Source organism: Novosphingobium chloroacetimidivorans (assembly GCF_014204535.1).
Taxonomy (GTDB): Bacteria; Pseudomonadota; Alphaproteobacteria; order Sphingomonadales; family Sphingomonadaceae; genus Novosphingobium; species Novosphingobium chloroacetimidivorans.
This window is the reverse complement of sequence record NZ_JACHLR010000019.1, coordinates 1-12,316: the sequence shown is the minus strand read 5'-3', so window position 1 is coordinate 12,316 and position 12,316 is coordinate 1. Positions and strand designations below refer to the sequence as shown.

Here is a 12,316-nt window from a genome sequence, read left to right as displayed (position 1 = left end):
TTCCTTCGACAGACCGGGAGCCTGACCCATGACCCTTCGCCGCGTGGCGATCGTATCGCCCCTTCGTACCGCCGTCGGCAAGTTCGGCGGCGGCCTTTCGTCCTTCACCGCCGGTGAATTGGGCGCGATCATCATCAAGGCTCTGATCGAGCGCAGCAAGATCGATCCAGCGCGTGTGGACGATGTCGTATTCGGTCAGGGCTATCCCAGCGGGGAGGCCCCCGGCATCGGGCGCTGGTCGTGGCTGGCGGCAGGAATGCCGGAAAGCGTGCCCGGGTTTCAGCTCGATCGGCGATGCGGTTCGGGCCTCCAGGCTATCATCGAAGCGGCCATGATGGTCCAGACCGGCGCTGCCGACGTGGTGGTCGCCGGCGGTGCCGAGAGCATGTCCAATGTCGAGCACTATTCGACCGCGCTGCGGGGCGGCGTGCGGATGGGCGGTATCGAACTGCATGATCGGCTCACCCGCGCGCGCCTGATGTCACAACCGATCGCCCGGTACGGCGTGATCTCCGGCATGATCGAGACGGCAGAGAACCTTGCGCGCGACTATGGCATTACTCGCGAGCAATCGGACATCTATGCGGCGCGCTCGCATCAGCGCGCAGCTATGGCCTGGCGGGAGGGTCGCTTCGACGATGAAGTCGTTCCCGTAACCGTTCCGCAGAAGCGAGGTGATCCGGTCATCTTCGCGCACGACGAGGGGTACCGCGCCGATGCCACTGCCGCGTCGCTCGGCGCGCTGAAGCCGTTGGAAGGCGGCGTCGTCACGGCGGGCAACGCCAGTCAGCAGAACGATGCGGCGGCGGCGTGCCTGGTCGTGGCGGAAGACCATCTGGAGCGGCTTGGCCTTGAGCCGTTGGCATGGTTCGGCGGGTGGGCGGCCGTGGGCTGCGACCCATCGCGCATGGGCATCGGCCCGGTTCCCGCAGTGAAGCGCCTGTTCGATCGTACGGGTTTGTCATGGCACGATATCGACCTGATCGAACTGAACGAAGCGTTCGCACCGCAAGTCCTTGCAGTCCTGAAGGCATGGGGTTGGAGCCAGGATGATCCTCGGCTGGAGCAGCTGAACGTCAACGGATCGGGCATTTCGCTCGGCCACCCGATAGGCGTCACCGGCGTTCGGATCGCGACATCGATGATCCACGAACTGCGCCGCCGTGACGCGCGCTACGGTCTCGAAACCATGTGCATAGGGGGAGGGCAGGGGTTGGCTGCGATTTTCGAGAGCGCCCGCTTTGGTTGACGGAGATCGACCGCGGCTCCGGCGTGAATATGCATATGCAATCTAGCGCCGGGGGCGAGTGCGTGCCTGCCCGGCCGCGCTTGGGCCTTCGCACCGGCGGCGGGTGGACTAAAATTCTTCGAGAGCGCGCGCGGCTTTCTGAAGCTGGATCAACTGTTCGCGCAAGGACAACGGATCGCTGATATTCGCAGTGCTGACAAGCAGCTGCTCGATTTCCAACGCCAGTGTCGCGCCCTCGCGGTAAATCGTGCGACCCGTCGGCGTCAATTCGAGCAATCTGAAGCGCTTGTCGCTGCGCCCAAACTCCATGGTAACGAACCCGCGCGCTCGCAGCGCGGCGGCAGCGCGGCTGACGGCAATCTTGTCCAGCGCCGAATGTTCGACGATCTGAAGCTGGGCCATCGGGCCGCGACTACCCAGATTGATGATCAGGCGCCACTGCGGCAAGGTCAGACCGAAGCGGTCTGAATAAATCCGGGCAATCTGTTGCGAGATCGCCGATGCCGACACGACCATGTTGTACGGCAGGTAATCGTTCAGGAACAGCTTCGAGCTGGGCGGGCTGGCGACGGCATCCGGCCGGGTTTTGGGAGGCATCAACGAGCCCTGACGCGTCGCACGGGCAGCTCGGCGACATCCGATTGGCGATCAATGCTGGAACTGGCGACCATATTGTTTTCATACGCATCCAAACTGTGGTGTCCAGTGCTGTGCGAATTCGACAAAACTCGTCTTACGCCGCTCGTGGCGCGCAAAATGCACGCGATCGCGACGCTCAGCAAAGGAAATTGACACTGGCACTTGACACCTCGGCCTCATAAAGTAAGTTTCACGTGAAACTAAAAATAACTGGTGAGGAGGACGACGCGCGGTATGACGCGTCGCTGAAGGGGAGAAATTACGATGCACGCAATTCCCACGATGCTGGCAAGTGCCATGACTCTTTTGGGGGTGTCACTTCCGGCAATGGTGAGTGCGCAGGTTGTGCCGCCGGAGAAGGCGGCAGGGGCAGGGCCGGCGAATGTCGGTGTCGAAGACATCGTGGTTACCGCCGAGCGGCGCGAAAGTCGGCTTCAGGACGTTCCGATCTCGGTTACCGCGATTTCGGCTGCCGGCCTCGAATCGCGCGGCATCCGCAACTTCGCCAGTCTGGACGCGACGGTTCCAAACTTGCAACTGAACAATGGCCGCCCAGATGGCGGCGGATCGGCTGCGGCTGCCACGATCCGCGGCGTTGGCCAGAATGACTTCCAGTTTCCCAACGATCCCGGCGTAGGCACCTACATCGATGGCGTATACCTGGCGCGAAGCCTGGGCGGTTTGTTGAGCGTGCTGGACATCGATCGGATCGAGGTGTTGCGCGGCCCACAGGGCACCCTGTTCGGCCGCAACACGATCGGCGGCGCGATCAACATTACCAGCAAGGCGCCGACAAACGAAGCGGAGGGCGTCGCCAGCCTTACTTACGGCTCCTACAATCGTGTCGAGGCCAAGCTTGCTGCCAATGTGCCGCTGATCGACGGCAAACTCGCGGCGCGGATGAGCGCGGGCTATATCCGGGCCGATGGTATCGGCGAGCAAATTCCGACCGGCCTGGAACTGGGCATCGAGAACCGCAAGATCGTGAGGCTGGCATTGCGTGGAACGCCGTCCAACGACGTGACCATCGACTTTTCGATCGACTACACCAACCAGCGCCAGAACGGCGGGGCGTTGTTCTTCATTCCCGATTTCCCGTCTTCTGCGGGGCTGATCGAGAACCTGTTCAATCCGGTGCTGGCTCCCGTCCAGAACGCGCAGCTGGGTCTGCCTGCGGCTTCGCGGTTCGATGGCCGGTGGGCGAGCCCGAGCCGGTACGATAATTACGGCACCGCGCCGATGCGAGATAACCTCGATGCGGGTGGGGCCTCATTGACGCTGACCTGGAATGTCACCGACAACGTTACTTTCAAGACGATTACCGCCGCACGTGCGCTGGAGGCGCGCATCTCCAATGATCTGGATCTTTCACCGTACAGCGTAATCCAGACCGATGATACGCAGCATCAGGAGCAGTACAGCCAGGAAGTGCAAATCTACGGGACATTACTGGATGGAAAATTGGATTTTCTGCTCGGCGGATACTATTTCAAGGAAATCGGGCGTAGTCGCAACTTCGTGCCAATTTTGCCGGGAACGCTTGACGTGTTCGGATTCGAGATCAGCCAGCGGGCGGATCTTGGCTTGAACGTCAACAACTATGCCGGGTTCGGTCAATTCAGCTACAAGCTGACCGATCGGCTGAAGCTGACTGCCGGCTTCCGTCAGAACTACGAAAGCAAGCGGTTCTCTCGCAAGTTTACGCATATCGAGGGCGGTGACGTCTTCATTCCGCAGCAGGATCTGTACAAGTCATGGAACGCATTCACTCCCAAGTTCGGCATCGACTGGAAAGCTAGCGAGGACATCCTCATCTATGGCAGTTATGCCAAGGGCTTCAAAAGCGGCGGTTGGAACCCACGCCCGATCGGCGCGAACACGGGAACCACGCCGTTCGGTCCGGAGAAGATCCAGACCTACGAATTGGGTGCGAAAACGCAGTGGTTCGATCGTCGCCTGACGCTGAATGTCGCCGCCTTCCACAGCATCTATTCCGACATCCAGCTTCAGGCTCTCACCACGGATGCAAGTGGCGCACTAATCAGCGACACGCGCAACGCCGGCCGCTCGCGGCTGTGGGGTGCGGAAGTGGAGCTTGTGGCGCGCCCGGTCCCCGAAGCCAGTATCCAGATCAGCGGTGGCTATCTGACCAACAAGTATACCGAACTCAACTTCGGCACGGACGTGCAATTGTCGGACAAGCTGCCCGATGCGCCGCGTTGGAGCTTCGCCGCCGGGGGCGACTACCATGTCGAGTTACTTGGCTTCGGCACCGTCACGCCGCGTGTCGATGTTGCCTACCGATCCAAGACCTATCGCGACGGGCTCAACAGTCCGGCGATTACGCAACCCGGATACTGGCTTACCAACGTGCGTCTCAGTATCGTGCCGGACGCGATCAAGGGGGTCGACTTCCAGCTTTTCGCGACCAACCTCTTCGATCGTCACTACATCAGCTATGGGCAGAACGTGAAGGTTCAGGGCTATTCGGTGGCGGGCTATGGCCGGCCTCGGGAACTTGGCGTCACTGCCCGTTACCGCTTCTGAGGGCGCGGCATGTGGCACCTAGCGGGTTGGAGCGATGAGTTTGCACAGCAGCCGGTCGGACGGGTAATCGACGGTCATCCGATTGTCTTCTGGCGGCTGGATGACGGCACGCTTGCGGCGATCGAAGACCGGTGTGCCCACCGCCACATGCCATTGTCTATGGGACAGTGCGACGGAAATGCCGTACGCTGCCCATATCACGGCCTTGCTTTCTCAAGCGCTGGCCTCTGCATCAACGTGCCGGGCCAAGACCGCATTCCCGATTTGCTGCGCGTCCGTGCCTATGCGGTTCACGAGGAGCAGGGCTGGTCCTGGGTCAGCACGGCATCGCAATCCGAAGACGGGCCGGGCATGGTGGCGGCCCGGATATTCGCGGCTGGCGAACAACGCTGGATATCCGCGCGCCGCAGGTTTGAAGTCGCCGCCCCTGCCGAATTGATCGTCGAGAACCTGCTAGACACGTCGCACTTCGGCTATGTCCACGGCGGGGGCTTCAAGCCGGATTGGTGGCTGGCGCATCGTCCGTTTGTCACGCGGGGGGAAAGGGCCATCGAAATAGATTGGTGGGCGGAGGATCTGGCGGCGGGGGATCTTGTGGATCAGCATGCCGTAACCCACGTCTACCCACCCGGCATCGTAGTGATAGCGCTTGACGATCATCCGCCGGGCGGCGCTTCCGCGGCGCGCAGCGGCGAAGAGCCACTTGCACCCGTAGCGAAAAGTCGCGCGGTCATTGCCGCCGTACCGGTTGCGCCGGACAGTGCCCTGATCCTGCTACAATGGTCGATCCCGGCGGACGAAGGTGCCTCGGCGCGTTTAGCGACGATCATGGACGGGCTGGAAATGGGGTTCGATCAAGATCGGCGGATCGTCGAGGCGCAACATGCCAATCGGGCGCGGTTCTCTTTCCCTCGCGCCTTGGCGGTGCGATCCGATGCGGCGTTGCTGCTGTACAAGCGGTTGGCGGCCACGTCCAAGTCGGCGGATCCGGCAACGGCATCATCAACCGATTGACATCTCTCAAAACAAGGCGATAAATGGTTTCATAAGAAACCAATATTTGGCGCGAAAGGCGGAAGAAGTTGAAACTCGATGCGATCGGCTGCGGGCCTGCGATCCTGGGCGTCTCCGTCCGAGACGACGACAGTACCTATCAAGACGTTTTTGAACGGAATGGTCGTGCCCGCCTGAACGCAAGCCCGGATTTTACCCTCGTCCGAACTCGCGGTCGAAACGGCCTTAGTATGACTTGGTCGCGTGAGGGAGGCGAGGGAAGCCGATGACGTATCTGCGTAACTGCTGGTATCTGGTGGGTTGGGTCAAAGAGCTTGATGAAGTGGGCTGGTTCGCACGGACGATCGCCGAGGTGCCGCTATTGATCATGCGCACCGTCGAGGGGGGCGTCTCGGCATTGCTCGATCGCTGTCCGCACCGCTTTGCGCCACTGTCATGCGGCAAAATCACCGACGGGCAGATCACGTGCGGCTATCACGCGATCACCTTCGCGGCCGATGGCCGCTGCCTCGATAACCCGCACGGAGCGGCGATCTCGGCACTGACAGTACCCAGTTTCGCCGCGGCTGTCGGCCACACCGGTATCTGGGTCTGGATTGGCGAACAGGCTCTGGCCGATCCGGCAACGATCCCGCCGCTGGACTTGATAACGCGCACGCCAGCCTCCGCAGGGCTTCACGGTTACGAGCAGATAGCCGCGAACTATCAGCTTTGTACTGATAATATCCTAGATCTCAGTCATGCAGATAGTCTGCATCCCACAAGCCTTGGCGGCGGGGCGACGACGCGGGCGCAATTCACGGTGAAAGAGCATCCCGACCGTATCGAACTCAACTGGTTCGCACCGTCCGATGTGGCCCCTCCCGCGCTGGACGCGTTGCTGCCTGAGCCGAACAACCCCGCCGACGTCTACCTGCGCGCGATCTGGTACGCGCCGTCGGTCATGGCGGTCACGCTGGGCGGATACCCGGCGGGGCACCGCGAACGCGGCAATCCGGAGACTTGGGGCATCCACGTGATGACGCCGAGTGACGCCGGCAAGACGCATTATTTCTACTGGGCGGGTCGCAACTGTCTGGTCGAGGACGCCGATCTTACAGCGATGGTGGCGGTCATGCTGCAGGCCGCCTTTGCAGGTGAGGACAAGCCAATGCTGGAGGCGCAGCAAAGTCGCGTGGGAAGCACGGACTTCAACGCGCTGGGGCCGGCGCTGCTTCGGACCGACGAAGGATCGGTGCGGGTTCGTCGGCGCCTCTCAAAACTCATTGCCGCCGAAGCGGCTTGTGCTGAAAGGGAACCCGCATGACTGGCGAGACGGCGGACGACATGTCGTCCCTGGACGTGGCGCATATCTTCAGCGTAGCGGGAAAGTCCGTCGTCGTTACCGGCGGGGCCTCGGGACTGGGGCTGGCGATCGCACGCGGTTACGCTGCGAACGGCGCAATCGTCACGATCGTGGACCGTGACCAAAGCGCGATCGACAACGCCATCGGCGCGCTGGGCAAACAGGCTCAGGGGCTGGTCGCCGACATCACCGATCGCGCCGCGCTCGACGCGGCATTCGATCGAATCGATGGCGATCGCGGCGGCATCGATGTGATCTTCGCGAACGCGGGCATCGGCGGCGGGCCGGGCTTCGCACGCCCTGATGGCAATCCCAACCCGCAAGGCGCGATCGACGATCCATCGACAGGCGACTGGGATGCTGTCGTCGCGGTCAACCTCATGGGAGTGCGTAACACACTGGGCGCGGCGGCACGGATCATGAAACGGCGGGGTCGCGGCGGCCGGATCATCGTCACTTCATCCGCAGCGGCTCTCGTCAACGTCGTGTTCGTATCGACCGCGTACCATGCCACGAAGGCGGCGGTGGCGCATCTATCGCGACAAGTCGCTCTCGAACTTGCGCCGTACGGTATCCTGGTGAACGCGATCGCGCCTGCCAACTTCGTGACCAACATCGGAGACGGTGGCATGAGCGACGATGCGGTGAAAGCGCTTTTCGCGAGCACCTCGGCGCTGGGCCGCACGGCGATGCCCGACGAGATCGTCGGACTGGCTCTGTTTTATGGGTCGAGCGCGTCCTCCTATGTCACTGGAACCCACATGCTGATCGATGGCGGTTCGGCCCTCTGCAAGGTGCCCTGACAACCATGCCAAGTCGCGAAGCCCTGGTCGCCATCGTCGGCGAGGCGAACGTGCTCGAGCCCCCCGCTGCCGCGATGCGCGAGGTGCGCTGGGGAACGGGCGAATCCTGCCGCTGCCGGCTTCTTGTAACTCCTACCGACACACAGCAGGTCGCGGCCATCGTGCTTGCCTGCAATGCCTCCGGCCAGAAGATCGTCGTACACGGCGGACGCACCGGCATGGCGGGGGCCACCGTGTCGCGGGATAACGATTTGGTCCTATCGTTGGAAAAGCTGAACCGCATCGAAGCGCTCGACCCGGTGGGCCGGACGATGCTGGCCGGTGCCGGCGCGACCATCCATGAGGTTCAGGAAGCGGCGCGGGCGAAGGGATCCTTGTTCGCGGTCGATTTCGGTGCGCGCGGCTCTGCGATGCTAGGCGGGGCGATCGCTACGAACGCGGGCGGTCACCGCGTATTTCGATATGGTATGATGCGCGATCACATCCTGGGCATCGAGGTCGTGCTGGCTGACGGCACGATCGTGGACAGCCTGAAAGAAATTATCAAGGATAACAGTGGTTACGATCTCAAACAGCTGTTCGTGGGATCGGAAGGTACCCTAGGTATCGTGACCCGCGCGGTCCTGCGGCTGCGCCCGATCACGACCTCCCGCAACACCGCGCTGCTAGCATTCGACAGCTTCGAGCAGGTCATCGTTTTCTTCCGCTGGATCGAAGCGCGCCTGGCAGGGACGTTGAGCGCCTTCGAAGTGATGTGGCGCCCGTTCTTCAAGGCGATGACGGCGCACCGCGGCGCGGTAACGGGCATCGATACCGAGGCGACCCTCTACGTACTTGCGGAAGCGGAGGGCAGCGATTCCGAAAGGGACGGACCGGCATTTCTGGAAGTGCTCGAGGACGCGTTCGAGCAAGGGCTCGTCGCAAGCGGCGTGATCGCTAAGTCCGAGGCGGAGAGAAACGCGCTCTGGGCGATCCGCGAGGATGTGGACGTTCTCATGCGGCTCGGCGATCGGCTCGATTTCGACGTCAGCGTTCCGCTTCGAACGATGCCTACCTATCTTGAGAAGGTGGAGGGGGAATTACAGGCAGCGATCAACGAATGTTCCCTGTTTATCTTCGGGCATGTGGCCGATAACAACCTTCACCTCATGACCGTCCGCGCCGGATCGTTCACCCCAGAAGAGAGGCAGCGGATCAAGGATATCATCTATCTGCCGCTCGGTGCGATCGGCGGCTCGATTTCGGCCGAGCACGGTATCGGCCTCGACAAGAAAGCGTCGCTGTCGCTGACTCGCAATCCGAGCGAACTGGCCTTGATGCAGCGTCTGAAGTTTTGCCTGGATCCGCAAAACTTACTGAACCCAGGTCGGATCCTCGACATGGACTGACCGGACGAAATTCCGTGTCCGGCCGGTGTTTGATCTGATCCCGGAAAACTGGATCGTTTTGAGCTAGGGTTTTTCGCGGTAATCTCCCTGGCTGGGAGGAGCGAAGGACGATTAAGGCATCGAAGTTTTCCGACGCCCAGAAGGCGTTCATTCTTAAGCAGGGCGCCGACTGCGGAGCCGTTGGCGGCGTGGATGTCGAAGAACTTGCGCCGGACGTGCGCCATGCAGGCGACCTCGGCAATGCGGTTCCCGTACAGCTTGTTGAACCCGGCATAGCCATCGGCATGGACATGACCGACAAAGCTGCTGAGATGCGCGACCGGGCGCTCGCCCTTTCGATCGGGCGCATAACGGAACAGCGCGGCAGGTGGGGTGGTACCGCCGTGACCGCGCTCGTCGCGGACATAGATGTCAATCGGCGCGCAAAAGGGGCTCTGACTCAAATTCCGTGCAGATTGGGTCATGCCGGCATCATAATCCTTGCCTTCAGCAGATTGAGCTTGGCGCGGCCGTACATCTGGCGCTTGATGGATTTGAGGCGGCAGATGGTGCCCTCGGCCTGACCACTTGACCATGGCGTCGAGATGGCTGCGGCCACGGCATCCCGGTCCGCATCGACGCCGGCGGCGAATGCAGCAAGCTTAGTCTTGGCAGCTGTAGCAAGCCATGGATCGAGGCGAGTTTCATCCTTCGAGCGCATCATTGCGTGGTATCGGCCCCAAACAGGCGGTGCGATCACGCACGACGTCGTCATGGATCTCAATGAGACGGCTATTGCAGACGGTGGACCTCCGAGACCAACGTGCGGCCTCAGTTGTAAAAGCTGGCGGTTAGTACAACCCTAGCAGCAGAATCTACTAAGCGCCTTTTACATGAATGTTTTTACTTTGCTAAAGCTTTATACTTCGAGAGACTATAACATATTTCGCTGGGCAATTGATCGGTAGGCCGCTGCGCTTGGCTTCAGTGATCGCTTGAACGTGGTGCGATCGACTGATGCCAGACCATAACGATGACTATATCCAAGCGACCACTCGAAATTGTCCATCAACGACCAATGATAATAGCCGAGGACCGGTACACCGTCGCCTATCGCTTGGGAAAGCTCCTTCAGCGCTGCGGGAATGAGCCAAGCACGGATTGAATCGTCGGGCGTATCAACACCGTGTTCCGATACGATGATCGGACACCGTGTCTGCTGATGAGCATACCGTACCGCGTTCGCGAGCGATGGTGCATAAACCTCCGTCCCATCGATGTTGCGTGGTCCATCCTTGGGGGCAGGCATCTTGCCACGTGCATTCCACAAGGTCCGGTGATAATTCTGTACGCCAACGAAGTCGTCGCCGGTCACGGCCTCGAGCCAAGCGCCGTAGTAGTCTTTCCGCTTGTTGTCGCGAAGACTATCGGCGCCCACCGCCTGATCATCGGCCATGGACAAGCATGCGCCCACAGGCAGTTCCGGCCGAACTGCCTTGATTGCCGCTCGGCCACCCTTGTGCGCGGCAATGAGGTTGGCAATCGCTGTAGGAACATCGTCGGGCAGGATAATTTGCGACAAGGTAAACTTGCTGGAACCAAGCGCATCGCCTGCTGCTCGGTAGATCGCGCGAATGCCGGCACTTGCGCTCGCGGGAAGCAAATCCTTTATCAAAAGCGGCATGTTTGGCTCGTTCAGCGTCGCTGCATGACCAATGCCGCCGGCCAAATGACGTGCCGCCTTTTCGCAGTAGCGCGCAAATAGCCCTGGTGCCTGCGTATTGGTCCATCCGCCCTGTGCAGCGAACCACCGCGGAGCCGAGTAATGATTGAAGGTGACAAAAGGATGGATGTCGCGCGCCCGACAACCGTCAATAATCGTTTTGTAATGATCAAGCATGGCGACTGAGAACTGACCCTGCTCGGGCTCGATGCGGGCCCACTCGAGGCTGAAGCGATATGAGTTGAGCCCAATATGCTTCACTAGGTCTAGATCAGTGGGCCACAGATCAAAGCTGTTGCATGCATCACCGGACCGTTCGGGATAAAATGTTGGTTTGAGGTTTTCTACGAACCACATATCGGAAGCAACATTGTTGCCTTCGATCTGATGACCGGCCGTCGCCGCACCCCACAGAAAACCTTTTGGAAAAGGAGAGCTTGGACGTTGAACGGCCGCATTTGCAGCTCCGGCCACGGCGGAAGCGGCACCTGCGATCATCACATCTCGCCTACTAATCATCATCCTATGCCCAAACTGTTGTTCGTTCGGTCAACAACCATTTCAGCAATTCGAGGTCAAGGTTTTTCAGTCACTGCTCGTATGTTATGGCCGCTAAACGAACTAGAACGATAGAAAGACGAACCATATTGGCGATGAACGACGCGGCCTCGCGGCCTCGCGGCAAGCGGTTGCCCCCTGCCGAACGGCATGCACAAATCATTGCGACGGCAGAGCGCCTGATCGCCGAGAACGGTTTTAATGCAGTCTCGGTAGCAGATATCGCAAGCGCATGTGGGGTCGCGAAGTCTTTAGTGCTCCACTACTTCCCCTCGGTCTCAAACCTTCTGGCGGAAATTCTCGCGGCACTCGACCAGAGGGCTTACACGCAAATCGGGATGAGCGCAGTCTCGATGGTAGACGCTCAGACGTCCCGAACCTCCTTGTCACGGATTATGGAGCACAGCTTCAGCGAGCGTCAGCTCGTCCGCCTCTTTCACGTACTAGAGGCGGAATCACTGTCCCCTTCGCACGGGGCATACGAATTCTTTCAACAACGTGCGAGGACCATCCGCAAGTTTCACGAGACTGCATTGTGCTGGAAACCCTGCCCCCAAACTGCGGCAGTAGAACTAGATGCATTCTGGAACGGCCTGCAGCGGCTTTGGCTTCGTGATGAAGCCCTTGATTTCAGGAGAGTATGGGAGGAATTCTGCGACCGTTTCTTTGTATAAAATCATCGGACGATTGATACAGATGCTGATATTCTCTCAGTTCTGCTGATCAACTGTGTCGCAATGGTTGATCTCCGTTAGCTTCGTCGGTCATCGGAGTCTCCGTTGGTTGGATTTCGCAAACCGAACCTGTCCGAAGATCTCCGATGGCCACCCTCAACTACACCATAACCGGAGACACGACCCTTTTAGCGAAAGAGCAAGAGCGCCTAAAAGACCTGAACGGGTGGACTGCGTGCTTTCGGCGTAGGCTCAGATTGGTCGTCGCATGATGTAATCTTGGTCGATGCGCGTCCCAACCGGGTGACGTGCTCCCCTGAAATGTGACCGATTTTGAGTAGAGTCCGATGCGAAGGAGTCGGACGGAATGAAGCGCAGCAGGTTCAGCGAAGAGCAG

10 protein-coding genes and 1 pseudogene are annotated in these 12,316 nt (G+C 60.2%); 7 read left to right on the top strand and 4 right to left on the bottom strand.

Features of this window, described 5'->3' with window-relative positions; all coding sequences use genetic code 11:
- Positions 1-28: 28 nt before the first annotated feature.
- The gene (locus HNO88_RS17800) at positions 29-1,249 is read left to right on the top strand and encodes an acetyl-CoA C-acetyltransferase (protein WP_184248798.1); all 1,221 of its coding nucleotides are present in this window, start codon (positions 29-31) and stop codon (positions 1,247-1,249) included.
- 108 nt (positions 1,250-1,357) lie between these two features.
- Here the strand turns inward: HNO88_RS17800 and HNO88_RS17795 are convergent, their stop codons facing one another.
- A complete protein-coding gene (locus tag HNO88_RS17795; RefSeq protein WP_184248795.1) occupies positions 1,358-1,846 on the bottom strand; it encodes a MarR family winged helix-turn-helix transcriptional regulator in 489 nt (162 codons plus the stop codon).
- A 324-nt stretch (positions 1,847-2,170) separates the two neighbouring features.
- On the opposite strand from HNO88_RS17795, the gene HNO88_RS17790 reads away from it, so the two are divergent.
- The 5 genes from HNO88_RS17790 to HNO88_RS17770 all read left to right on the top strand — a co-directional run bounded on the left by HNO88_RS17790 (position 2,171) and on the right by HNO88_RS17770 (position 8,985).
- Positions 2,171-4,435, top strand: coding sequence for a TonB-dependent receptor (locus HNO88_RS17790; RefSeq protein WP_184248792.1), 2,265 nt, complete (start codon positions 2,171-2,173; stop codon positions 4,433-4,435).
- Between the two features lie 9 nt (positions 4,436-4,444).
- A complete protein-coding gene (locus HNO88_RS17785) occupies positions 4,445-5,449 on the top strand; it encodes an aromatic ring-hydroxylating oxygenase subunit alpha (RefSeq protein WP_184248789.1) in 1,005 nt (334 codons plus the stop codon).
- Positions 5,450-5,714: 265 nt separating this feature from the next.
- A complete protein-coding gene (locus tag HNO88_RS17780; protein WP_184248786.1) occupies positions 5,715-6,755 on the top strand; it encodes a Rieske 2Fe-2S domain-containing protein in 1,041 nt (346 codons plus the stop codon).
- Complete coding sequence (locus HNO88_RS17775) at positions 6,752-7,597, top strand: SDR family NAD(P)-dependent oxidoreductase (RefSeq protein ID WP_184248783.1); 846 nt, start codon at positions 6,752-6,754, stop codon at positions 7,595-7,597. The genes HNO88_RS17780 and HNO88_RS17775 overlap by 4 nt, the downstream gene beginning before the upstream one ends.
- Positions 7,598-7,602: 5 nt before the next feature.
- Entirely contained in the window at positions 7,603-8,985 is a 1,383-nt protein-coding gene (locus tag HNO88_RS17770) for an FAD-binding oxidoreductase (RefSeq protein ID WP_184248780.1), read from the top strand.
- 236 nt (positions 8,986-9,221) lie between these two features.
- Here the strand turns inward: HNO88_RS17770 and HNO88_RS17765 are convergent.
- The 3 genes and pseudogenes from HNO88_RS17765 to HNO88_RS17755 form a co-directional block, all read right to left on the bottom strand.
- Positions 9,222-9,449, bottom strand: a pseudogene (locus tag HNO88_RS17765) (IS66 family transposase); the annotation flags it as partial.
- Entirely contained in the window at positions 9,446-9,685 is a 240-nt protein-coding gene (locus tag HNO88_RS23050; protein ID WP_246381993.1) for a transposase, read from the bottom strand. The gene HNO88_RS23050 and the pseudogene HNO88_RS17765, both read right to left, overlap by 4 nt.
- A 213-nt stretch (positions 9,686-9,898) precedes the next feature.
- Entirely contained in the window at positions 9,899-11,206 is a 1,308-nt protein-coding gene (locus tag HNO88_RS17755) for a family 1 glycosylhydrolase (protein ID WP_184248902.1), read from the bottom strand.
- Between the two features lie 134 nt (positions 11,207-11,340).
- Between HNO88_RS17755 and HNO88_RS17750 the strand changes: the two genes are divergently transcribed.
- Complete coding sequence (locus HNO88_RS17750) at positions 11,341-11,919, top strand: TetR/AcrR family transcriptional regulator (protein ID WP_184248774.1); 579 nt, start codon at positions 11,341-11,343, stop codon at positions 11,917-11,919.
- Positions 11,920-12,316: the final 397 nt, after the last annotated feature.

Bases quoted from the DNA above. Each gene is read 5' to 3' on its own strand.
- HNO88_RS17800 (WP_184248798.1), top strand. From the start codon at position 29: ATGACCCTTCGCCGCGTGGCGATCGTATCGCCCCTTCGTACCGCCGTC.
- HNO88_RS17795 (WP_184248795.1), bottom strand. From the start codon at position 1,846: ATGCCTCCCAAAACCCGGCCGGATGCCGTCGCCAGCCCGCCCAGCTCG.
- HNO88_RS17790 (WP_184248792.1), top strand. From the start codon at position 2,171: ATGCTGGCAAGTGCCATGACTCTTTTGGGGGTGTCACTTCCGGCAATG.
- HNO88_RS17785 (WP_184248789.1), top strand. From the start codon at position 4,445: ATGTGGCACCTAGCGGGTTGGAGCGATGAGTTTGCACAGCAGCCGGTC.
- HNO88_RS17780 (WP_184248786.1), top strand. From the start codon at position 5,715: ATGACGTATCTGCGTAACTGCTGGTATCTGGTGGGTTGGGTCAAAGAG.
- HNO88_RS17775 (WP_184248783.1), top strand. From the start codon at position 6,752: ATGACTGGCGAGACGGCGGACGACATGTCGTCCCTGGACGTGGCGCAT.
- HNO88_RS17770 (WP_184248780.1), top strand. From the start codon at position 7,603: ATGCCAAGTCGCGAAGCCCTGGTCGCCATCGTCGGCGAGGCGAACGTG.
- HNO88_RS23050 (WP_246381993.1), bottom strand. From the start codon at position 9,685: ATGCGCTCGAAGGATGAAACTCGCCTCGATCCATGGCTTGCTACAGCT.
- HNO88_RS17755 (WP_184248902.1), bottom strand. From the start codon at position 11,206: ATGATTAGTAGGCGAGATGTGATGATCGCAGGTGCCGCTTCCGCCGTG.
- HNO88_RS17750 (WP_184248774.1), top strand. From the start codon at position 11,341: ATGAACGACGCGGCCTCGCGGCCTCGCGGCAAGCGGTTGCCCCCTGCC.